Genomic DNA, 22065 nt, shown 5'->3' with positions numbered 1-22065 from the left:
GGTCTCCCTGATTGTTTTGCGGAAAGCTAAAGGCCCAATGCGGCACGGCCGAGGCCGCTGCGCGTCGAATCGTCCTGCGGCGTGTGCACGCGTCCGCACAGGACGTCGCGATAATGCCGCTCCAGCGGGTTCGTGCGGGACAGGCCGTGATTGCCGGTGAGCGACAAGGCATCCTCGACCACGGCGACGGCATTGTTGGTCACCGTCAGCTTGATGACATTGGATTCGCCGGGCGAAAGATCGACACCGTCGTCGAAGTCGCGGGCGAACGTCTCGATCAGCCGCGCATTGACCGCGAGCCGCGCCTCGATGGCCCCGAGGATCTCCTGCGCGCGCGGCAAGGTCGCGAGCGGCGCGCCGAGGCTGGCGGGAACGCGCTGCTTCAGGAACGAGATCAACCAGTCGCGCGCCGCGCGGCCGACGCCATCATAGATCGCGGCGACGAACACCGTGTGGACGGTCGCTTGCGCGATGTCGGGCCTGCGCCACTCCGAAGGCTTGCGGACGTCGACCTCGGCATCGAGCGGGATTACGACGTCGTCGAATATGACGTCGTGGCTGCCGCTCGCCCGCAGGCCGTGATGATCCCAGGTCTCGACGATGCGCGTGCCCGGCAGGCCCGCCGGCACCAGGAATTGTCCGACGCGCGGCTCTGGCTCGTCAGTCCGCGCCCAGACCAGATACCATTTCAGGATCGGCGAGCCCGTCGAGTAGATCTTGTGGCCGGTCAGGCGCCAGCCGGTCTCGGTGCGGCGCGCGATTGTCGCCGGCAGCCCGCCGCGCGCGGGCGAGCCGAGCTCCGGCTCGACGCGCAGCGCGTTGACCAGCGCAGGGCCCTCGACGCTCTCGCGGGCGAGCTTGCGCGACAATCGCGCCGGCCAGGTCGGGCTCCGCGCTATCACCAGATGATTGATGTAGTGCATCGACAGCACCAGCGCGGTCGACGGATCGGCTTTGCCGATGATTCCGACGACCCGCGCGCTGTAGCGTGCGCCGGCGCCGCCGCCGTCATGGACGGCCGGCACCGTCAGCGACAGCAGGCCCGCCTCGGACAGTTCGCGAAAGTTCTCGAAGGGGAAACTGCCGGTGCGATCGTGCTCGGCCGCGCGCGCCGCAAAACCTTCGGCCAGCGCCTCGGCACGCGCGATGTAATCGGGCTCGCTATGGACCGCCCGACCCTGGGCTGCTGATATCACCATGTGGCATCCAACCCCAACAGGCCGAGGATCTGGCGGCGCAGATCGGCCAGATACGGATCGCCGCGATGGCGCGGATAGGGCCGGTCGACGCGGATGTCGGCCTTCACGCGCGCGGGACGGTCGCTGAAGACGATGACGCGGTTGGCGAGCACCAACGCCTCCTCGGCGTCATGCGTCACCAGCAACGTGGTAAAGCCCTTGCGCTGCCAGAGCGAGACGAGCTCGGCTTGCATGGTGATACGGGTCAGCGAGTCCAGTTTGCCGAGCGGCTCATCGAGAACCAGGATCTTGGGATCGTTGACCAGCGCCCGCGCCAGCGCGACGCGCTGCGCCATGCCGCCGGAGAGCTGGTGCGGATAGGCGGTGCGGAAGTCCGACAGTCCGACGAGATCGAGCGCGTTGTCGACGCGGTGACGCTGGCTTTTCAAAATGCCCTGGGCTTCCAGCCCCAACGCGACGTTGTCCCAGACCGTGCGCCACGGAAACAGCGTCGGATCCTGGAATACGACCACGCGGGATGGATGCGGCCGCGTGATGCGCGCCTCGTCCTCACGCAGCGTTCTGGACCTCGGCTTGTCGAGGCCGGCGACCAGCCGCAGCAAGGTCGACTTGCCGCAGCCGGAAGGGCCGAGCAGCGCGACGAACTCGCCTGATACGACGGAGATGCTGACATCGCTCAGCACCGGCAGTTCAGTGCCGTCGATGTCGAAGGCGTGGCTGACCTGCTCGATGTCGAGCGCGGCGCCGGCGGCCGTATGAGCGGGGATTTCGGCCAGTGCGGCTGCGGCTACCATTTCACGGTCCCTTTCTGCCAGACCAGCAGGCGGTCGCGGATCGAAAACAGCAGGGTGATTGCGCCGGAGCAGAGCAGCGACATCACGATCAGCGCAGCATACATGTTGGCGTAGGCGGCCCAGCCCTGCGCCCATTGCAGGTACCAGCCGAGGCCGGCCTTGACGCCGATCATCTCGGCCACGACCAGCACGGCAAAGGACGAGCCGAGCCCCATGAACAGCCCGACGAAGACGTGCGGCAACGCCGCGGGGATCGCGACCTTCAGCACCAGAAAGGACGGCTTTGCGCCCAGCGTGCGCGCGACGTCGTAATAGGCGTTGCTGACGCTTGCGACACCCGACCAGGTCAGCACCGTGACCGGGAATCCGGTCGCCAGCGCGATCAGGAAGGTCGAGGCGCTCCAGCTCGATGGGAAGGTGAAGAAGGCGATCGGCAGCCACGCCGTCGCCGGCAGCGGACCGATGAAGCGCAGCACCGGATGCACCCAATAGCCGACCGCACGCGACCAGCCGATCGAGACGCCGGTGAGGAAGCCAACCGTGGCGCCGATCAGATAGCCGCCGAGCTGCAGCTTGACCGAGGCGAACACGCTGTCGAGCAGTTTTGGCAGATCGTCGGTATAGACTTCGATGATCGACTGCGGCGGCGGAAAGAACGGCAGCGGCAACCAGGCGAATTTCGCAGTGGCAACTTCCCACAGCGTCAGGAACGCCGCCAGCGCGACGAGCCAGGGCGCGCGCTGGCGCAAGGCCCTTCCCGCCGATCCCAGATAATCGGCGCCGACGGTGCCGAACAGGGCGATTGCGGCAACGATGAAGGCGGCAATGCCAAGCGAGTGCGTCCGCGACCAGTCGCCGACATCCTGCCACCACAGGCAGGACAGGCCGAAGGCGATCCAGGCGACGCTGGCGAGAACGCCGCCGCCGGAGTCCCGCACCCAGCTCGCAAGGACCGGCGCGCGCGAGAGGCGCGGCGCGCCCGAGGCGAGGCCGTCAGACAGCGAATACGTCGACATAGATGCGCTCCGCGAATTTGGCCGTGTCGGTGCTCTGCTTGAAGACCTGCACGCTCTTGAGATCGTCGGCATAGGCCTTGAGCTCGCGCTTCAGGATCTCGCCGACGGGGTGATGATGGTGGGTGTGGTAGCGCACCATGCCTTCGATATCGGCGAGCGACGCCGTCTTCGGCGCGTAAGGCTGGAACGATTTTGCCGTGACGGACGGGTTCTGCGCGGTGAACATCGCGGCATCGAGCAGCGCCTGCGCGAGAGCGCGCGCGACCTGCGGCTCCTCCCGCACCAGGCTGCCGCGCAGGCCGAGGATGCAGCAGCTCTTGTCGCGATATTCGCCGTCGAGATTGGAAGCGACTTCCTTATACTGGCTGTCCTTGAGCCAGAGATAGCCCAGCGGGTCGGACGACAGGAACGCCTGCACCTCGCCCTTCTCGACGGCGACGTTGAGAAGGTTGCCGGGATAGGCGCGCCAGTCGACGTCCTTGTTGGGATCGATCCCGAGCTTGGCGAGCTGGATCGAGAAGAAGTTCTTGTCCGGGCCGCCGAGGTCGCCGACCGCGACGATTTTGCCCTTGAGGTCGGCGAGCTTGCTCACATTGGAGTCGGCACGGGTCAGCACGCGCATGCAGCCGCCATGGGTGCCGGCGGCGATCTTGACGTCAAAGCCCTGCTCCAGCGGCTTCAGCCAGCGCAGCGCCATGCCGAGCCCGGCATCGCTCTTGCCGGTCGCGATCGCTTCAAGCAGCTGGTCGGTCGAGCCGGAATAGTTGATGAGCTCGATGTCGAGATTGTGCTTCTGGAAGAAGCCGTGCTCGATGGCGACCGGCACCGGCGCAAGGCACACCGCGCCGGCGTTCCAGGACAGCTTTAGCTTGCGCGGGGCACCGGCGAGCGCGGGCGCATCGGATGCCGTCCGGCACAGCGGAAACTCCGAGAGATCGACGCCGGGCGCGATCCCGCGCGGCGCAAACGCCTGTGCCGCACCGAGAGCACCGAGCGGCGCGGCGAACGCCGCAGCTAACCCCGCCTGGAGCAGATGGCGCCGGTCGAGGCCCGAACCGCCGCGTTTGTTGTCGTTGTCCATCGGTCCCCGCTCCTGCGCTGGCACGGCTCCGCCATCTGCGCAACGGTTCGCGTTGCGCATGTTCCGTGCGGAGCTGCGTTGAGAGAAAATTCTTCGCTGGCGCTTCCTGCGCCGCGTTGATGCGATGCGCAAATCATGCGGCGCGTTCGCGGTATCGTCAATGAAATGGAATTTCGAATGTTGCGCGACGCAAGGTCATTCTCTCCATCGGCATGCGCATGCGCGATGAAACGATTTCCGCCGATGCAGCGGCCCGCACTGGGTATCACGACTCCGGCATCTGCATCATTGCTGCGCAGTTTTACGCGATCGGCGCGTCGCTTTCTCCAAAGCACTCGTTGCTTGAAACGTCCTTGTCTTGCGCGACCGCAATACGGACGGCCATTTCATTGACTGCGCATCGCGTACTCATAGACTTGATCACCTCGCTGCATCGCTGGCTCACGCGTCGTGAGCCAAGCAACAAGACAGGCCACATGAGCATCAACTCCGACGATCATTCCATCACCCGCCGGCTCGCCGCATCGCTGCTCGCCGCCGCCATCACGTTATCGACCGCCGCCGCCTCGTTTGCGGCCGACACCGTCGTGCTGCGTGTCGGCGACCAGAAGGGCGGCAACCGCTCGCTGCTCGAGATCTCCGGCTATGCCAAGGACCTGCCCTACAAGATCGAATGGTCGGAATTCCCGGCGGCAGCGCCGATCCTGGAGGCGCTCAACGCCGGCGCGCTCGACGTCGGCTACACGGGCGATCTCTCCTTCCTCTCGGTCTATGCGGCCGGCGCGCCGATCAAGGCGATCGGCGGCACCAGGTCGGACGCGAAAACGCAAGCGATCCTCGTGCGCCAGGATTCGCCAATCAAGTCGGCCGCTGATCTCAAGGGCAAGCGTCTCGCCGGCACCCGCGGCGGCTGGGGCCAGTTCCTGATCGACGCGACGCTGGAGAAGGCGCAGATCAGGCTGGAGGATGCGACCTTCGCACCGCTCGGCCCGGTCGATGCCAAGATCGCGCTCCTCGCCGGCTCGATCGATGCCTGGGCGGTGTGGGAGCCCTACGTTTCGTTCGCGATGTTGAAGGACAAGGCCCGCGTGATCGCCGACGGCGAAGGCCTGACGCCGACCATCACCTTCATCGTGGCCTCCGACAACGCCATCGCCAGCAAGCGCGCGGCGGTGCAGGACCTCGTGCAGCGGCTGAACAAAGCGCGGCTGTGGTCGCTGGATCACTTACCCGAGTACGCGAAGAACACAGCCGAGCTGACCAGGCTGCCGGAGGACGTGCTGCTCTCGGCCTACACCGCGCAGCGCACCAGCCCGATCGTGATCGACGAAGACGTGGTGAAGGAGGTGCAGGAAGCGTCGGACCGCTCGAGGCGCTACGCCATCCTGCCGAAGAAGCTCGACGTCAGCAAAGCCGTCGACCGCAGCTTCACCGCTGCGGCCGCCGGATCGAACTAGGCCGGGTCGGCGGGATGCGCGGGCTTCGCCTCAGCGCCGGCCCGCTGCATCTTGCCGCGATCGTGCTCGCGCATTTCGCCTGCATGAGCCTGATCGTCTGGCTCTCGCTCTAGACGCGATCACCAATAGCCGCGGTAATAGGACCGGTAATACGGCCGGTAGTAGCCGTAGCGAGGGCCGTAATACGCACGGTACGGCCGATAATACCGCGGATAGGCGTAGGCCGGCCCATAGCCGTAATAGGCCGGCGCGTACCCGTAACCATAGCCCGGATATCCGTAACCGCCGTAATACGGGCCGCCGCCGTAATAGCCGTAGCCATAAGGAGCGCTGCTGGCGATCGCGCCCCCGATGATCGCGCCGGCAAGGAGGCCGCCTGCGCCCCATCCCCAGCCGCCGCCGCGCCAATGCACCTGCGCGATATCGTCACCAACAGCAGCCTTCATGGTGGCAACATTGGTCGGCAGCGGGGCTGCCGCCGCCTGCTCGATTTGGCCGGCCATCACCGCAGCCGCCAGCGAACAGGCAATTGCCGCTTTCCAGATACTCATCGACTTGCTCCCTGTCTGACGTTTCGTTTGGAAAGGATCGCATGGCCATGATCGGACTTCCGTGCGCGAATTCAAAGCCTCGATTTTTGCGTGCGGCGCACAAGAGAGCCGGCGCATGCCTCGATTCTGAACAAGCCCGCACGGCACGCCGCGCGATATGACGCCGATACGACGGCGCTGGAGGCCGCGAACCGCGGCAAAGCATTAAGCTTCCGGCGCATTCGCAACCAACAACCACCTTCCCGATTTACTATTCGTACCATTAGTATCGGTTCCAATGTGCGCGGCCGGGAGGCTCTCGCCGAGCGCCGGAGTTGTGGGAGGATGACATGAGTGCCGCGAGACCCGAGCCGCTCGCCCGTCAGGCGCTGGCCTTCGTCCTGGCCGGCGGCCGCGGCAGCCGGCTTCTGGAGCTGACCGACCGGCGCGCCAAGCCGGCCGTCTATTTCGGCGGCAAGTCCCGCATCATCGATTTCGCACTGTCGAACGCCGTCAACTCCGGCATTCGCCGCATCGCGGTCGCGACCCAGTACAAGGCGCACAGCCTGATCCGGCATCTGCAGATGGGCTGGAACTTCTTCCGCCCCGAGCGCAACGAGAGCTTTGATATTCTTCCCGCCAGCCAGCGCGTGTCGGAGACCATGTGGTATGTCGGCACGGCGGATGCCGTCTACCAGAACATCGACATCATCGAGTCCCACGCCTGCCGCTTCATTGTCGTGCTCGCCGGCGATCACATCTACAAGATGGATTACGAGGTGATGCTGCGCCAGCATGTCGACAGCGGCGCCGACGTCACCGTCGGCTGCCTCGAAATGCCGCGGACCGAATCCTTGGGCTTCGGCATCATGCACATCGACGAGAACGGCTGGATCAAGGAGTTCCTGGAGAAACCCGCCGATCCGCCGCCGATGCCGGGCAAGCCGGACGTCTCGCTCGCCAGCATGGGCATCTATGTGTTCAACGCCAAATTCCTGTTCGACGAGCTCAAGCGCGACGCCGAGGATCCTCACTCGAACCACGATTTCGGCAAGGACATCATTCCCTACCTCGTCAAGAACGGCCGTGCCATGGCGCACCAGTACTCCACCTCCTGCGTCCGGTCCGGCAGCGACCCCCGCGCCTATTGGCGCGACGTCGGCACGGTCGACGCCTATTGGGCCGCCAATATCGATCTCACCGACGTGGTGCCCGAGCTCGATCTGTTCGACAGCGCCTGGCCGATCTGGACCTATTCGGAAATCACGCCGCCCGCGAAGTTCGTCCATGACGAGGAGAACCGGCGCGGCCAGGCCGTGAGCTCACTTGTCTCGGGCGGCTGCATCATCTCCGGCGCGGCGCTGCGCCGCTCGCTGCTGTTCACCGGCGTTCGCATCAACTCTTATGCCAATGTCGAGAACGCCGTGATCATGCCCTATGTGAACGTCGGGCGCGGCGCGCGTTTGAAGAACGTCGTGATCGACCGCGGCGTCGAGATCCCCGAAGGCCTCGTCATCGGAGAGGACCCCGAATTCGACGCGAAGCGCTTCCGCACCACCGAGCAGGGCATTTCGCTCATCACCCAGCCGATGATCGACAGGCTCAATACATGACGCCTGTTCGCGTCCTCGCGGTCGCCTCTGAAGTCTACCCTATCGTCAAGACCGGCGGCCTCGCGGATGTCGCCGGCGCGCTGCCGCTTGCATTGAAGGCGCACGGGGTCGAGATGCGCACGCTGATGCCGGGCTATCCCGACGTGATGCGGCTGCTCCCCGGCGCCGACGAAATCCGGCGCTGGCCGGACTATTTCGGCGGCCCCGGACGCCTGCTCGCGGGCTCGCATGACGGGCTCGATCTGTTCGTGCTCGACGTGCCGCATCTCTACGCGCGGCCGGGTAACCCGTACGTCACCGCCGAGGGCGTCGACTGGCCCGACAACGGCGTCCGCTTCGCCGCGCTGTCGCGCATCGCCGCCGATATCGGCCACGGCCTCGTTCCGGCGTTCGTTCCCGATGTCGTGCACGCCCACGATTGGCAGGCCGGTCTCGCGCCGGCCTATCTGCACTATGACAACCGCCCACGGCCCGGCACCGTGATGACCATCCACAACATGGCCTATCAGGGCAGATTCGCTCCCGAGCTGATCGGATCGATCGGTCTGCCCTGGAGCTCTTTCAACGTCAACGATCTCGAATATTTCGGCGGCATCAGTTTTCTGAAGGCGGGCCTGCAATTCGCCGATCGCATCACCACGGTGTCGCCGACCTATGCGCAGGAGATCCAGAGCGACGAAGGCGGCATGGGGTTTGGCGGCTTGCTGCGCGCCCGCGCGAATGTGCTGAGCGGCATCCTCAACGGCATCGACATCGACGTGTGGAATCCGAAAACCGATCCGCACATCGCCTACCGCTTCGGCGCAGAGGACCTCACGTTCCGGGCCGCCAACAAGGCCGTGCTTCAGCAGCAATTCAATCTCGATTCCTCGGACGAAGCCCCCCTGCTCGGCGTCATCAGCCGCCTGTCCTGGCAGAAGGGGCTCGATCTCCTGCTCGAGACCATTCCGACCATTTTGCGCGAAGGCATGCAGCTCGCGCTGCTCGGCAGCGGCGACCGCGATCTCCAGGATCGCTTTCAGGCCGTCGCGCGCGCGAACCCCGGCCGGATCGGGGTCCTGGTCGGCTATGACGAGGTTGTGGCGCATCTGATTCAGGCCGGCTCGGATGCGCTGATCGTGCCGTCGCGCTTCGAGCCGTGCGGCCTGACGCAGCTCTGCGCGCTGCGCTACGGCGCCGTCCCGATCGTGTCGCGCGTCGGCGGCCTCGAAGATACCATCGTCGATATCGGCGAGGCCGACGCCTCGGACCGCGACGCCACCGGATTCAAGTTTGCACCCGTCACCGCGGATGCTCTCGTCGGCACGCTGCGCAAGGCCAACACCGCCTTCCATGACAAAGTGACCTGGCGCCGGCTGCAAAGAAGCGGCCTTGCGACCGACGTCTCCTGGCGCAACCGCGCCGGCGACTATGCCGCGCTCTATCGCGATCTCATGGCACGACGCACCTGAGGCGGGACCATCGTCGAATCCATGCTATAGAGCCGGCATGGAACCTCTCGCGATCAAGCTGATCGGCTTTGCCGCCGCAACGTGCACCACCGTCGCCTACGCGCCGCAGTTCATCAAGGTCTGGAAGACCCGCTCGGCCCGCGACATCTCGCTCGGCATGTTTCTGGTCATGGTGCTGGGCCTTGCGCTCTGGCTGCTCTACGGCCTGCTCAGCGGCGACGCCCCACTGGTCGCCGCCAACGCCATCACCATGGTGCTCGCCGGCGGCATCCTGGTGATGAAGCTGCGATACGGCTGAGCCCGAGTCTCTTCACCCGCCGAACACATACGACGCCATCGCAACGCTTGCGACCTCATCGACGAAGACGCGCTTGCCGACATCGCTGCCGGCAGCTCCTGCCGCGACCATCAACGGCAGCAGATGGTCCTCGCGGGGATGCGCGAGGCGTGCGCCAGGCGCATTCTCCCAATCCACCAGCATCGCGTCGCGGCGCGCCGCATCCGGATGGCTGATCGCCTCGTTCAGATAGGCTTCGAAATCATACGAGACAGGCTTCGACTCCGGCCGGTTGAAGCCGCGCATGTTGTGATAGGTCAGCCCGCTGCCGACGATCAGGATGCCCTCATCGCGCAGCGACGCGATCGCCTCCCCCGCCTTGATGTGCTCGGCTGCGTCGTAACTCGACTTCAACGACAGCAGCACGATCGGCATGTCGGCGTTCGGATACATCAGGCCGAGCGGCACGAACGTGCCGTGATCGAAACCCTGATTGGGATCCTCCCGGCAATCGAGGCCCGCGCGCGTGAGCAGCGTCTTCACCTCCGCTGCGAGCTCGGGCTTTCCCGGCGCCGGATATTTCAGCTGGTAGGTGTGCTCGGGGAAACCGTAATAGTCGTATACCATCGGCGGATGCGCCGAGGTCGAGACTGTGAAGGCGTCGGCCTCCCAATGACCGGTGATGACGAGCACGGCCCTGGGCTTCTCGGGAAGAAGCTGCGGCAGCCGGCCGAACTCCTCGGCGGTCCTGGCATATTGCACCCGGCGGTCCTCCATGAACGGCCAGGGCCCGCCGCCGTGCGACAAGAAGAGGGTTGGAAGTCGCGTCATGGCTGCGAGCTCGTCTCGTTGGCAACATGCGCGTGCAACAGCCGCGCGAACGGCCGCGAGCATAGGCAAACCGGTATGGTTAGCAAGCCGTTAACGATTTGCCGCCCACAATCCCGGCCGTGGCCGAAGGACTCGGCTTGAAGACAAGCGAGACGTGAGATGAAGAAGTTTGCGCTGGGGGATGTCGTCAACAGTGACAAGGGCCGCCGCGGCGTCGTGCGTGCCGCCTACCGGTCGAAGGAAGGCCAGCAGTTCTACGCCGTCGAGAAGGACGGCGCGATGGACTATCTCGAGGAACATCGGCTGAGCCCAGCCCCGCGCGTCGAGCTCGCGGCCTAACTCCAACTCATTTTTTGCTGTCGCCTGCGAGCCGGTCGAGACGCTCCGTCCAGGGGTCGTCTCCGCTCGCGATGCGGTCGTTCGTGATCAGCAGCAGGCGATCGCGGTCTGCGGCCGCGTCCCATCGTGGCAGGTCAGGCCCGTTGGGATCGCCGCTCCTTGCAAAGTTGATCCAGTAACTGCGGATGCGGCTCGCGACCTCGCGATCCCCTCGCGAGAATATTCCCGCACCGGGCACGCCTTCCGCACCGAAGATGAACTGCAACTCGCGCCCGTGCCCTTCGTCGGGATTTGTGCGCCGCGCCTCGGACACGTAGCCGAAGCGATAGCGGAACGTGGGCGCGCCGGTTGCCGCATGGAGGCGGGCGAGCAGTCTGACCGGCTCGGAGAAGACCTTGTCGGTATAGAATCTGGCTGCGCGCTCGGATGGCCCGGCGACGTCAGGATAGAGCTTGCGCAGCGCATCGCCGCTCTCGCCCGATGACGCCAGCACCTCCTTGATTTCCGCCTCGCCGTCGAAGCGCGTCTCGTCATCGTTTGAGCCGATGATGAGGGGGATGCGGTTTTCATGTCCCGCCGCAAATCCCGTGGCCACGTCTTCGCTCACCAGGATTCCGTCTATCGCAGGCGCGAAGCTGCGCCCGCCGCTTGCGAGCAGGTCTTGTTCGGCAGCAAGCAGCCGCGCCGGCGCGACGACGCGCAAATCCGCAGTCTTGCCAAGCGCCGCCACGAATTGCCGGCCCAGCGCCTCCGCCTCCTGCGCCGAGCGCAGATGCGCGCGGCCGGGTAGCGATTGCAGAATGGCTTTCTGGAACAGATCGCGCGATTGCGCACACAGCATCAGAAGCGCGATCGACGTCGCGCCTGCACCGCTGCCGAACAGGGTTACATTATTGGGATCCCCGCCGAAGGCCGCGATGTTGTCATGCACCCAATGCAGCGCCGCGATCTGGTCCATCAGGCCGTAATTGCCGGAGCCGTCCTCCGACAGCGCCGGATGGCTCAACCAGCCGAGCACGCCGAGGCGATAGTTGACGGTGACCGCGATGAGGCCCGCCTGCGCGAGCTTTGCACCGTCGAACAGCAGATCGTTCGCGGTGCCGCTGACGAAGTCGCCGCTATGGATGAACACCATCACCGGCAGCGGACCGTCGACCCCGAAGGGGCGGAACACGTTGAGCGTGAGGCAATCCTCGCGCGCGCCCGGCAGCGACGGCTGAAGGCAGGGTGCGCCGTACTCGTAGGCGGTGCGCATCTCGGAGTTCTCGGCCGTTGCCTGCGGCGGGCGCCAGCGCAGCGGGCCGACCGGCGCCGCGGCGTAGGCCAGCGCCTTGAATGACGCCACCTCGCCCTCGACGGCGCCGAGCAGCTGCCCCTCACGCGTCAGCGCGAACGGGAACTGTCCCACCGCCTGGGCGACGGCCGCACTGTCGCAGCGGAGCAGCGAGCAGGCCACGGCAAGAGCAAACAGGGGTCGCATCTTGGAAGGATCTCGATGCGCGACAAGGTTCCCGACAGGTTACGTCTGCGGCCTGCGGCGAGGCAAGCTCCGTGGCGCCAGGCTAATTGCCCTTGGCGATGATGTCCGCCAGCGCGCGGCGGGCGACGATGCCGAGCTCGCCAAGCGTGGAATGGCCCGACTGCGCCGCCTCGATCAGGCGCTCGGCGATAAACCTGCGGCTGTCGTGATCGCCGCCATGCGGCAATTGCCGGCACGTCTCCTCCAGCACGACGTCCATGTTCGCTTTCGTTCGCTCACTCAACTCTGTCATGACGCCCGGGTCGGTCCGCGTGGCTTGTAACCGCAAGCATACACAGAAGGATGCGGCATGATTACCCCGGAGAATCCCGGCGATTGTGCATCGCGATGCGTGTATCGCCGCGACCTTCGCGCGGCCAATGAGCCGCAAGCGACTACCGAAGATTGCACTTGTTCTGATGACAAGCCGAGCCCGCGGCGATAGCCTGCCGGCAAAACAAGATACACGGGAGGAATGCCATGCCTGACGCAATGGTTGCCGCACGTGAGTTCAAGGCGGCGAGTGGAACAGCCCACCAGGTCGACGTCGCCGTGGTCGGTGCCGGATTTGCCGGCCTCTATCTGCTTCATCGCCTGCGCAAGGCCGGCCTTACAGCAGTCGCTCTCGACGAGGCCGGCGATGTCGGCGGCACCTGGTACTGGAACCGCTATCCCGGCGCGCGATGCGACATCCAGACCATCGACTACAGCTACACCTTCGATCCGGAGCTCGACAAAGCCTGGACCTGGTCGGAGAAATACGCGACCCAGCCCGAGATCCTGCGCTATCTCGGCTTCGTCGCGGATCGCTATGATCTGCGCCGCGACATCCGCTTCAGGACCAAAGTCACCGAAGCGAGGTGGGATGACACGGCCGAGTGCTGGCAGCTCACCACCGACAACGGAGCGCCGGTCTCCTGCCGCCATTACATCATGGCGACCGGCTGCCTCTCCGCGCCAAAGCCGCCGGAGATCGACGGCGTCAAGGATTTTGAGGGTAAAGTCTATTTCACCGGCCGCTGGCCGCATGACGGTGTTGATCTCGCCGGCAAGCGCGTCGCCGTGATCGGCACAGGCTCATCGGCGATCCAGTCGATCCCGCTGATCGCCGAGCAGGCTGCGCATCTGACCGTATTCCAGCGTACGCCGAATTTCGCATTGCCAGCGCATAACGGCCCCGCGCCGTCCGATCGCATGGACCTGTTCCAGAGCGACCGCGCCGCCTATCGCGAGCAGGCGCGCCAGTCGATGGCCGGCGTGCCCTATCCGCAGCAGACCGTCGTGAGCTGGCAATTGAGCGATGCCGAGCGTCGCGAGCGGTTCGAACGTGCCTGGGCAGCCGGCGACCTTGTCCACATCCTGACGCAGCTCTGGGCCGACCAGGCCGTCGACCTCGACGGCAACAAGATCGTCCAGGACCTGATCCGCGAGAAGATCCGTGCCGCCGTCAAGGATCCCGAGACCGCTGCGGCGCTCACGCCGCACGACCATCCCTTCGGCGCCAAGCGTCCCTGCCTCGATACCAATTATTATGCGACCTACAACCGGCCGAACGTCACGCTGGTCAATCTGCGCCAGGAGCCGATCAAGGCGATCACCGCTGGCGGCATCACCACGGCCAAGCGCAGCATCGACGTCGATGTCATCGTGTTCGCGACCGGCTTCGACGCCATGACCGGCGCGATCCGGGCCGTGCACCCGATCACGGGCCGCAGCGGCAAGTCGCTCACCGATGTCTGGGCGCAGGGACCGCAGAGCTATCTCGGGCTCACGGTCGAAGGCTTCCCGAACTTCTTCATGATCACCGGTCCGGGCAGCCCGTCCGTGCTGTCGAACATGGCGGTGTCGATCGAGCAGCATGTCGACTGGGTCGTCGACCGTCTTGCCGCCCTGCGCGACGCCGGCTTCACCACGATCGAGCCGACCGAGACGGCGCAGGCCGGCTGGAACAGGCACATGGCCGACTGCGCGACGCTGACGCTGCACCGGCTCGCCAACACCTGGTACACCGGCGCCAACGTGCCCGGCAAGGTGCAGGGCCTGATGCCTTACACGGGCGGCGTCGGCCCCTATCGCAGCATTTGCGACGAGGTCACGAGCCGCGGCATGCTCGGCTTCAAGCTGACCGGCCCCAATGGCGCCGCGCAATGCAATGACGGCGAGGTGGTGCGGCTGCAACCCGATGTGCGGCTGGTGCTCAACCTGCTCGCGTCACTGAATCTGCCGCCGATCGAATCGATGGGCGCGATCGGCGCGCGCGCCTTCGTCAACGAGTTCAACAGGGGCCGTCCCGCCGGACGGCCGATCGGCGACATCGTCGACGGCACCCTGCCCGGCACCGACGGCCCGCTGCCCTATCGCGTCTACAAGCCGGCGACATCAGGTCCGCATCCGGTCGTGGTCTATTTCCACGGCGGCGGCTGGGTGCTCGGCGACGAGCAATCGGACGAGCCGTTCTGCCGCGACATGGTGCGGCGGACCGGCATGATGTTCGTCAGTGTCGGCTATCGTCACGCGCCGGAGCATCGCTTCCCGACCGCGGCCGAGGACGGCTATGCGGCGACGCGCTGGATCGCCGACCACGTGGCCGAGCTCGGCGGCAAGCCGGGCCCGGTCCTGGTTGCCGGCTGGAGCGCCGGCGGCAACATCGCCGCCGTCACCTGCCAGCTCGCGCGCGACCGCGGCGGGCCAGAGATCGCCGGCCAGCTTCTGGTGTGCCCGGTCACCGACTGCAGCTTCGATCGTCCCTCCTATAATGACAACGCGGCCGGTTATTTCCTGACGCGCTCGCTGATGTACTGGTTCTGGGACCTCTACTGCTCGCCGGCCGACCGCACCGATCCGCGGGTCTCGCCGCTGCGCGGCAAGGTCGCCGGTCTGCCGCCGGCCTTCGTCGTCACCTGCGAGTTCGACCCGTTGCGCGACGAGGGCGTCGCCTATGCGGAGGCGCTTGCCGCCGCCGGCGTCCCGGTCGAGCAGCTCAAGGCGCGCGGCCATTTCCACTCGTCCTTTGCAATGGTGGACGTGGTGATCACTGGCGGCGCCGGGCGGATGCAGATGGCCGAAGCCTTGCGGCGCTTTGCCGGGCTTCCGCCCGAGGTCAGCCGCGGCGACGAGACCAGCCACGGTGATGCCAACCCGGGGCACAGAATCGCGGCGGCCGCGAGCTGACGGCGACAGGCGGCCGGGAACCTTTTGCCGGCGGCCACGTTGAGTGCGCGTGGCATTGAGATGCAGCGACAGGTGTAAGCCCCGGCATGCAGATCCGCGTGCTGGGGCAATTTTTGCGTGAGGCGCGGCGATGGGGGACGTGGTTGCGGAGTCAAAGGTCGATTTCAGTGCGCTTGCGGCCCTGCATAAATGGCCGTCGCTTGCCAACCAGCGCCGACCGGACCGGGATGCCTACCAGATAAGCCAGGGCACTCTCGACGAGTGCATCTCGGCGTTCATGGAGAAGCCGGCGGCAACCAGGCACCTCTATGAAATCCGCACAGCGGCGCAACCCCCGCTGGTCACGGACATCCTCTCGCCCGAGCACATCATCGAGCTATCGCGCCTGAGAGAATTTCTCTAACGGCGCATCACCAGCACTCGCGCAGGAACCTTCTTCCGGTTTTTCCCGTTGACGGAGATCGGAAGCCAAGAACTGGAAGCCAAGACGTGAGTGCATCACATGCTTGAATCCGGCCTACAATCCCCCGTCGTGCCCTATGGCGCAGACCAGACCCTGTTCGTGGTGATCGACCGCCGCGCCAACGCGACCGAAATCCCCATTGAGCGGAGCGATCTCGAAGCCACGATCGGCGAGCTCGTCGCCGGCTGCTTCAACGATCCCATCAAGGTGATTTCGTTCAACACGCTCGAACATTGGATGAAGGACATCTCGACCGAAATCGCCGGCGAGATCCGGGCGCGCTGCGATATCGACGGCGTGGAATTGCCCGACTATCTCAGCGACTTCGTCGAGAGCCACACCTGATCATGCGCGCCGGTACTTGCCGGCAATGACCTCGACCTCGCGGCGCCGCTCGCCGGCGAAGGTCAGGAGCTTTTCGATCGTCAGCGTATCCGTGATCCGTTTGGCGAGGCGCTCGGCGCGTGCGGCCTGGTCTTCGAGATACTGGATCGTGTTCAAACGCCGCCTCCCCCAAAAAGCCCCGAATTGTTTGGGCAGCCATGGTGCGTGAGAAGCGGCTAACAGCCGGTTAAGCGGCGGCGTTCGCGCTCGATGAATCGCGAGGTCTATCGCACCACGTCGAGCCGGACATTGGTGATGCCCTTGTCGACCATGCCGAGGGCCTCGGCCGCGGAAGGCGAAATGTCGACGACGCGTCCGCGAACATAGGGTCCGCGATCGTTGACCCTGACCGTTACGAAGCGGCCGGAGGAGACCTCGGTGACGCGCAAGCGTGTGCCGAACGGCAGGCTGGGATGAGCTGCCGTCAATTCGTTCTTGTCGAACTTCTCGCCGCTGGCGGTCTCCGTATCGGAATAGAAGCTGGCGACGCCGTGCAAGGCGGCTTGCTTCGCATCGCCGTCGGGGACACGTGCCCGGCTGATCGGCCGCGGATGCAACGCGGCCACCCTGTGCGGCCGTTCCACTGCAGCCTGCCGAGTGGTTCCGGCAAGATCCGCTTTCTGGCGGCCGACCGGCGATTGCGCGCACGCCGCAAGCGACGCGGCACCGACGATGGCGAGCAGCAACCGGCCCGAGGCTGCCAGCGAGATCCGGTCAGTTTCGGCATTTGCAAAGCGAGACATGATGCGCCCTCCGAACGACCCCAAGTTTCGGTGGGCAATCAGGGCAGAACCTTGGCTGAAGCAAAGCGGGGTTGGGGCCACAGCCGTTTCGCGCCGGCTGTGACGATTCCACCACAGTGCAATGCGCCGAAAAGGGACAGGCTACCTCAGTACTGCGGCTCGTACATCTGGGACCGGACCAGCCCATTCACGTCGTTGGGCGCCGGTCCGTCCGCGAGGCCACGCTGATAGGCAACGTCGGCGACGGCGGCAGCGATCCGGGCCGAGACCTCGCGAATACGAGGGAGAGCCGGATAGAGGCTGCCCTGCGCAAGATCGTCCTTGCCGACGCAATCGGCGAGCGTATGGGCCGCCGCCATGAACATCTCGTCGGTGACGAGGCGCGAACGGCTGGCGATGACGCCGAGACCGACGCCGGGGAAGATGTAGGAGTTGTTGCCCTGGCGCGGCACGAAGGTGCGGCCGTTGAGCGTGACCGGGTCATACGGGCTGCCGCAGGCGAACAGCGCGCGGCCCTCGGTATAGCGGTAGGCGTCCTCCGCCGAGCACTCGGCCTTCGAGGTCGGATTGGAGAGCGCGAACACGATCGGCTGCTTGTTGAGCTCGGCCATCGCCTTGAGCACGTCAGGCGTGAAGGCACCTCCGACCGCGGCGACGCCGATGATCGCCGTCGGCTTCAGCGTCTTGATTGCGGTGAGGAAGTCGGCAATCGGCGCCTGGCCCGTATGGGCATAGCGCAGCTTGTGGCCGGAGAGGCCGTCACGGCTGCCGACGACGAGGCCGCGGGAATCCACCAGCCAGTTGCGCCGGAGTGCTTCCGCCTCCGAGGCGCCCTCCGCCATCATGGCGGAGACGACGAGATCGGCGATGCCGGTCGCCGCCTCGCCGGCCCCCAGGAACAGAATGCGCTGATCCCTCAGCTTGCCGCCATTGACGCGCAAGGCCGAGAACAGGCCGGCGAGCGCGACCGCCGCGGTGCCCTGGATGTCGTCGTTGAAGACGCAGGCTTCATCGCGATATTTGTGCAGCAGCTTGAACGCCGAATGATTGGCGAAATCCTCGAACTGGATCAGCACGTCCGGGAAGGTTTTTCGCGCAGCAGTCATGAATTCGTCGACGAAGCTGTCATAGGCCTCGCCGGTGAGCCGGCGCTCGCGCAGGCCGAGATAATAGGGATCGCCCAGAAGTTCTTCGTTGTTGGTGCCGACGTCGAGCACAACAGGCAGGCAGTGCTCGGGATGCACGCCCGCGCAGGCCGAATAGAGCGAGAGCTTGCCGACCGGAATGCCCATGCCGTTGGCGCCGAGATCGCCGAGACCAAGGATGCGCTCGCCGTCGGTCACGACGATGAGTTTTGCGGGGTTGGGCCAATTCTTCAGAATGTCCGCGATCTGGCCGCGATCGTGCGAGGAGATGAACATCCCGCGTGGTCGCTGATAGATCAGGCCAAACTTCTGGCAGGCGAGCCCGACGGTCGGCGTGTAGATGATCGGCTGGATCTCGTCGATATTGTCGACGACGACGCGGAAGAACAGCGCCTCGTTGCGGTCATGCAGCGCGTTCAGCGCGACATATTTTTCCAGATCCGTCGGCAGGGTGCGCAGATTGACGAGCACGCGCTCGGCCTGGGTCTCCATCGTCAGCACGCAGGGCGGCAGCAGGCCGCGCAGGCCGAGCGCTTCGCGCTCCGCTTCCGTGAAGGCGGTGCCCTTGTTGAGCAAGGGATCGCGCAGCAGCGTCATGCCATGCGCAGAATCGGACGATGTCGGCTGGGCAACGACCCGGGCAGGTCTATTCACGAATTCCCCCAAGGATTTTCTTATTGAACCAAAGGCATTGTCGGCCACCGCTCCCCCGATATCAAGGACGCAGCGACCCGCGCATCGATTGTGATCTCGCACCGCAGCGAGATTTGCGCGCACGACAAAGGTTAACGTCGCGAGGTTCTCGATCCTCATGGTGAGGAGCGCGTCTTCGCGCGTCTCGAACCATGAAGGCCCTGCTCTCACCCGCGGCAGATCCTTCGAGACGCCCGCTTTCGCGGGCTCCTCAGGATGCGGGCGTGTTATGAGGAGGCAGCGTTATTCCGGCTTGATGTCGGCGGCCTTCACGATCGGCCACCATTTGTCGGTCTCGGCCTTCTGAAAGGCTGCCAGCGCCGCAGGCGTCTGCTGCGCCAGCGGTGGAATCTCCTGCCCCAATTCGCCAAAGCGCTGCTTCACGGACGCGTCGGCCAGCACGGCGACGATGGCCGCATTGAGCTTCGTGACGATATCCTGGGGCGTGTTCTTCGGTGCCCAGATGCCGTGCCAGTAGGAATATAGAGGCCGGGCAGGCCCGCTTCGTCGACGGTCGGAATGTCGGGCACCGATGCTAGTCGTGTCGGCGAAGTCACCGCAAACGCCTTGATCGCGCCGTTCTTGTATTGCGGCAGCGAGTTCGCGGCCTGGTCGAACATGATATCGATCTGGCCTGCGACGAGATCGATCATGGCGGGGCCGGCGCCGCGATAGGGCACGAACTGAAAGTCGGTTCCGGTCCTTTCCTTGAAGAAGACGCCGGCGACATGGGCGCCCGTACCCGCACCGGACGTGCCGGCAGTCGCCTTGCCCGGGTTGGCCTTCAGCCACCCGATCATTTCCTTCAGATTGTTCGCCTCGAGCGACTTCCGGCCGACGATGAGCTGCGTCCCCATCGCGATCGTCGCCACCGGCTCGAAATCGGCGAGCACGTCGTAAGGCAGCTTGAGAACCGCGCCGTTCAGTACATGCGTGCCCCAATGGCCGATCGTGATCGTCGTGCCGTCAGGGGCTGCGCGCGCGACGCGGGCGCCGGCGATGCTGCCGGAGGCGCCGGCGACGTTCTCGACCACGATCGTGGTGCGCAGCTCGGCGGCGATCCGCTCGGACAGGATCCGCGCCAGCGTGTCGGTCGGGCCGCCCGCCGCGAACGGCACGATGAGCGTGATCGGGCGCGATGGAAACGGCTGCGCGCTCGCCGGCGCAGTCCACACCGCACATCCAATCAACGCACACCCGATAATCAGATGACCGCGCAAACCGGCCCACAGCCCCCGCATCGTTCTCTCCCACCCATTTTGCCGCCCGCATGTCGTCCGCGGGCTGGAGCCGAAGTGAACGCTGCCGGGCCGGCAGAGGCAAGCTGGAAATGATGCCGGATCGCTTGGGATATGTATTCATAAGCTCGCGCTGCACTTCGTGTGAGGTCCGCTCTGCCTCCGATACCGGCCGTGTTGGCGCACCTCACCCTAGGTCCGAGTTGGGCCAACACCAGACTCATGCAGCGCAGCGGAGCCTTACTCGATCACTTCGTCGGCCCGCATCAGCAACGAGGTTGGCACGGTGAGACCCAGCGCTTTGGCCGTCTTCACGTTGATTATGAGGACGAATTTCGTTGGCCTTTGTACCGGGAGGTCCACAGGTTTGGCACCCCTGAGGATTTTGTCTACATAGTCGCCCGCATGACGGAATAGATCGGCAGTGTCAGCCCCGTATACCGATAATCCCCCATCGGCATAATGTCGGAATAAGTAGTTTGCTGGTAGGTGATACTTAGCCGCGAGCGCGATAATCCGCTGCGCCTGGGCATAAGTGAGCGCATCTCCGAAATCAATGATCGCATCGGCGTGTTGGGCGGCGGCCGAGGCAAAGGCGATGTCGAGTTCTTCTGGCTTGGTCGCCGGAACGAGAGGCAAAGCCACGCCGAGTTGCCGGGCTATGCGGGGGATCTCTTCCGCAAAGTACAGCCTTTGCAGGGGATTGTCTGGATTGGTCAAAACTGCAATCTTAGATGCGCCGGGAACAAGTTCTCGAAGAATTTCTAGACGTTTTGCGAAGAAGTCGTCGGGGACGTTGGTCGTCACGCCCGTCATGTTACCACCGGGTCGCGACAAGCTTTGTACCAGGCCGAGGTGCACGGGATCAGCGACACCCACGAATACGATGGGAATAGTACCGGTCGCGGATTTGAGCGCTATGGCTGCTTGCGGTCCCGGAGCGATCAGGATGTCGGGGCCGAGGGCTATCAGCTCGGCGACGGAATCGGTTAGTCGATCTGCGGGTTGAGAAAACCGGTACTCTATGGCGAGGCTTTTTCCCTCTACCCAGCCTAGGCTTCGCAGCGCATCAAAGAACGCAAGCTCGGCTTGATTAAGGGCCTTCCCGCTTCCATCGCCTATGGCGAGAAAGCCGAGCCGACGACGCTTACCCTGCCCGTGCGAAGGGCGTGGCGAAATGAGCAGCGCCGTAGCTCCCGCAATGAACTCTCGTCGCTTCATTGCATCCTCGTAGTAGCCTGAGGACAAGGACCAAACACATGATACCACGTCTCAACGATCAGTGCGGGTCACTTTCTGACCTCGACCACAAACGTCATCACGGCTGCTATGGGTCACAAGCAGCCCTCGACCGGATGCGCACGGCAGGTCGGGTACGGGCCATAACCAGACCTCAGGTTACGAAAGCGCATCTGATGCGGGCCCCTGCGGCCGTGAAGCAAGGTCCCACACCAGTTCGGTCTAAGTGGGAACTGCCTCAATGACTTGGAAGTGCGAGCCCGCGCGAGCTGTGCCGCGCATCTCAAATCCGGCCGTTCGGCATAGCGCAGAATACTCTTCGTAGCTCCGTTCCAGCGCGCCGAGCATGACGAGCATATTCAGGTCACTGAATTTCGAGATTAGTCCCTCGTTCGGCGGCTCCACCACACGTTCAACAAGGAGCAATCTGGCATCAGGAGTCATAGCGCGGCGGCAGGTCTTCAGGATAGAAATCGCTTCCTTATCGTCCCAATCGTGGATAATCGCCCGCATCACATAGGCGTCCGCCCCCTCCGGGATGGTTTCAAAGAAACTGCCTCCAACGATTTCGCATCTGTCTGCGACACCATGTTGGTTCAGAACTTCAGCCGCCTTGCCAACCACGTGCGGCTGATCAAACAGCGTTCCGCGCAGGCCCTTGTTTGCGGCGAGAATTCCCGCCAGCAGTTGACCTTGGCCACCCCCGATATCCGCGACGTGACGAAAACGGCTGAAATCGTAGGCGGCGATTGTGGCCTCGATGGCGCCACGAGAATTGGCCGTCATGGCTCGGTTGAAGATCGCATTCTCATCTGGACGGGTGCTGCGATACTCCCATACGCCCTGACCATTGAGATGCCGAAAGGCATTCTCGCCGGTGCG

The 22065-nt window shown here is 64.8% G+C and carries 21 protein-coding genes and 1 pseudogene; 8 read left to right on the top strand and 14 right to left on the bottom strand.

What is annotated here, in order from left to right:
• Positions 1-26 precede the first annotated feature (26 nt).
• The 4 genes from QSV46_RS23925 to QSV46_RS23910 are packed head-to-tail and all read right to left on the bottom strand — an operon-like array spanning position 27 to position 4090.
• Entirely contained in the window at positions 27-1199 is a 1173-nt protein-coding gene (locus QSV46_RS23925; RefSeq protein WP_314957473.1) for an acyl-CoA dehydrogenase family protein, read from the bottom strand.
• The gene (locus QSV46_RS23920; RefSeq protein WP_314957471.1) at positions 1193-1993 is read right to left on the bottom strand and encodes an ABC transporter ATP-binding protein; all 801 of its coding nucleotides are present in this window, start codon (positions 1991-1993) and stop codon (positions 1193-1195) included. The genes QSV46_RS23925 and QSV46_RS23920 overlap by 7 nt, the downstream gene beginning before the upstream one ends.
• Positions 1987-3009 carry an ABC transporter permease gene (locus QSV46_RS23915; protein ID WP_314957468.1) on the bottom strand — a complete coding sequence of 341 codons (1023 nt, stop codon included), beginning with the start codon at positions 3007-3009 and terminating at the stop codon, positions 1987-1989. Before QSV46_RS23915 ends, QSV46_RS23920 begins: the two co-directional genes overlap by 7 nt.
• Positions 2987-4090, bottom strand: a complete 1104-nt coding sequence (locus QSV46_RS23910; protein ID WP_314957465.1) for an ABC transporter substrate-binding protein — start codon at positions 4088-4090, stop codon at positions 2987-2989. The genes QSV46_RS23915 and QSV46_RS23910 overlap by 23 nt, the downstream gene beginning before the upstream one ends.
• A 476-nt stretch (positions 4091-4566) precedes the next feature.
• Here QSV46_RS23910 and QSV46_RS23905 point away from each other — a divergent pair, with 476 nt between their 5' ends.
• Entirely contained in the window at positions 4567-5547 is a 981-nt protein-coding gene (locus tag QSV46_RS23905) for an ABC transporter substrate-binding protein (RefSeq protein ID WP_314957463.1), read from the top strand.
• 119 nt (positions 5548-5666) lie between these two features.
• On the opposite strand, the gene QSV46_RS23900 is transcribed toward QSV46_RS23905, so the two are convergent.
• Positions 5667-6098 (bottom strand): hypothetical protein, encoded by a 432-nt coding sequence (locus tag QSV46_RS23900; RefSeq protein ID WP_314957461.1) that lies wholly within the window; start codon positions 6096-6098, stop codon positions 5667-5669.
• A gap of 329 nt (positions 6099-6427) precedes the next feature.
• Between QSV46_RS23900 and glgC the strand changes: the two genes are divergently transcribed.
• From glgC to QSV46_RS23885, 3 genes are read left to right on the top strand one after another with little or no spacing between them, the layout of a single operon-like run.
• Positions 6428-7690, top strand: coding sequence for a glucose-1-phosphate adenylyltransferase (gene glgC / locus QSV46_RS23895; RefSeq protein ID WP_314957458.1), 1263 nt, complete (start codon positions 6428-6430; stop codon positions 7688-7690).
• Positions 7687-9141 (top strand): glycogen synthase GlgA, encoded by a 1455-nt coding sequence (gene glgA, locus QSV46_RS23890; protein ID WP_314957457.1) that lies wholly within the window; start codon positions 7687-7689, stop codon positions 9139-9141. The genes glgC and glgA overlap by 4 nt, the downstream gene beginning before the upstream one ends.
• A 37-nt stretch (positions 9142-9178) precedes the next feature.
• A complete protein-coding gene (locus tag QSV46_RS23885; protein ID WP_314957455.1) occupies positions 9179-9439 on the top strand; it encodes a SemiSWEET transporter in 261 nt (86 codons plus the stop codon).
• 12 nt (positions 9440-9451) lie between these two features.
• On the opposite strand, the gene QSV46_RS23880 is transcribed toward QSV46_RS23885, so the two are convergent.
• A complete protein-coding gene (locus QSV46_RS23880; protein ID WP_314957453.1) occupies positions 9452-10249 on the bottom strand; it encodes a class III extradiol ring-cleavage dioxygenase in 798 nt (265 codons plus the stop codon).
• Positions 10250-10408: 159 nt separating this feature from the next.
• Here QSV46_RS23880 and QSV46_RS23875 point away from each other — a divergent pair, with 159 nt between their 5' ends.
• A complete protein-coding gene (locus tag QSV46_RS23875) occupies positions 10409-10588 on the top strand; it encodes a hypothetical protein (protein ID WP_247500857.1) in 180 nt (59 codons plus the stop codon).
• Positions 10589-10595: 7 nt separating this feature from the next.
• Here QSV46_RS23875 and QSV46_RS23870 read toward each other — a convergent pair whose 3' ends face one another.
• Both QSV46_RS23870 and QSV46_RS23865 read right to left on the bottom strand, forming a co-directional pair.
• Positions 10596-12068, bottom strand: a complete 1473-nt coding sequence (locus QSV46_RS23870; RefSeq protein WP_314957450.1) for a carboxylesterase/lipase family protein — start codon at positions 12066-12068, stop codon at positions 10596-10598.
• An 82-nt stretch (positions 12069-12150) separates the two neighbouring features.
• Complete coding sequence (locus QSV46_RS23865; protein WP_314957447.1) at positions 12151-12327, bottom strand: hypothetical protein; 177 nt, start codon at positions 12325-12327, stop codon at positions 12151-12153.
• A gap of 260 nt (positions 12328-12587) precedes the next feature.
• On the opposite strand from QSV46_RS23865, the gene QSV46_RS23860 reads away from it, so the two are divergent.
• The 3 genes from QSV46_RS23860 to QSV46_RS23850 all read left to right on the top strand — a co-directional run bounded on the left by QSV46_RS23860 (position 12588) and on the right by QSV46_RS23850 (position 16086).
• Positions 12588-15278, top strand: coding sequence for a flavin-containing monooxygenase (locus QSV46_RS23860; protein ID WP_314957446.1), 2691 nt, complete (start codon positions 12588-12590; stop codon positions 15276-15278).
• A 130-nt stretch (positions 15279-15408) separates the two neighbouring features.
• Positions 15409-15681: a hypothetical protein gene (locus QSV46_RS23855; protein ID WP_314957444.1), complete on the top strand. Its 273-nt coding sequence runs from the start codon at positions 15409-15411 to the stop codon at positions 15679-15681.
• Between the two features lie 99 nt (positions 15682-15780).
• Positions 15781-16086, top strand: a complete 306-nt coding sequence (locus tag QSV46_RS23850; RefSeq protein ID WP_314957441.1) for a hypothetical protein — start codon at positions 15781-15783, stop codon at positions 16084-16086.
• Here the strand turns inward: QSV46_RS23850 and QSV46_RS23845 are convergent, their stop codons facing one another.
• The 6 genes and pseudogenes from QSV46_RS23845 to QSV46_RS23820 form a co-directional block, all read right to left on the bottom strand.
• The gene (locus tag QSV46_RS23845; RefSeq protein WP_314957439.1) at positions 16087-16242 is read right to left on the bottom strand and encodes a hypothetical protein; all 156 of its coding nucleotides are present in this window, start codon (positions 16240-16242) and stop codon (positions 16087-16089) included.
• 107 nt (positions 16243-16349) lie between these two features.
• Positions 16350-16868 (bottom strand): septal ring lytic transglycosylase RlpA family protein, encoded by a 519-nt coding sequence (locus QSV46_RS23840; protein ID WP_314957436.1) that lies wholly within the window; start codon positions 16866-16868, stop codon positions 16350-16352.
• 146 nt (positions 16869-17014) lie between these two features.
• A complete protein-coding gene (locus QSV46_RS23835; RefSeq protein WP_314957435.1) occupies positions 17015-18667 on the bottom strand; it encodes an NAD-dependent malic enzyme in 1653 nt (550 codons plus the stop codon).
• 282 nt (positions 18668-18949) lie between these two features.
• Positions 18950-19947 (bottom strand): annotated as a pseudogene (locus tag QSV46_RS23830) (Bug family tripartite tricarboxylate transporter substrate binding protein).
• 237 nt (positions 19948-20184) lie between these two features.
• Positions 20185-21165: an ABC transporter substrate-binding protein gene (locus tag QSV46_RS23825; protein ID WP_314957434.1), complete on the bottom strand. Its 981-nt coding sequence runs from the start codon at positions 21163-21165 to the stop codon at positions 20185-20187.
• 240 nt (positions 21166-21405) lie between these two features.
• Positions 21406-22065 (bottom strand): methyltransferase (locus QSV46_RS23820; RefSeq protein ID WP_314957432.1); only part of this gene is annotated, 660 nt, incomplete at its 5' end.

The organism is Bradyrhizobium cosmicum (assembly GCF_032290525.1).
GTDB lineage: Bacteria > Pseudomonadota > Alphaproteobacteria > Rhizobiales > Xanthobacteraceae > Bradyrhizobium > Bradyrhizobium cosmicum_A.
The sequence above is the reverse complement of the archived record's forward strand: the minus strand, read 5'-3'. Positions and strand labels throughout refer to the sequence as shown.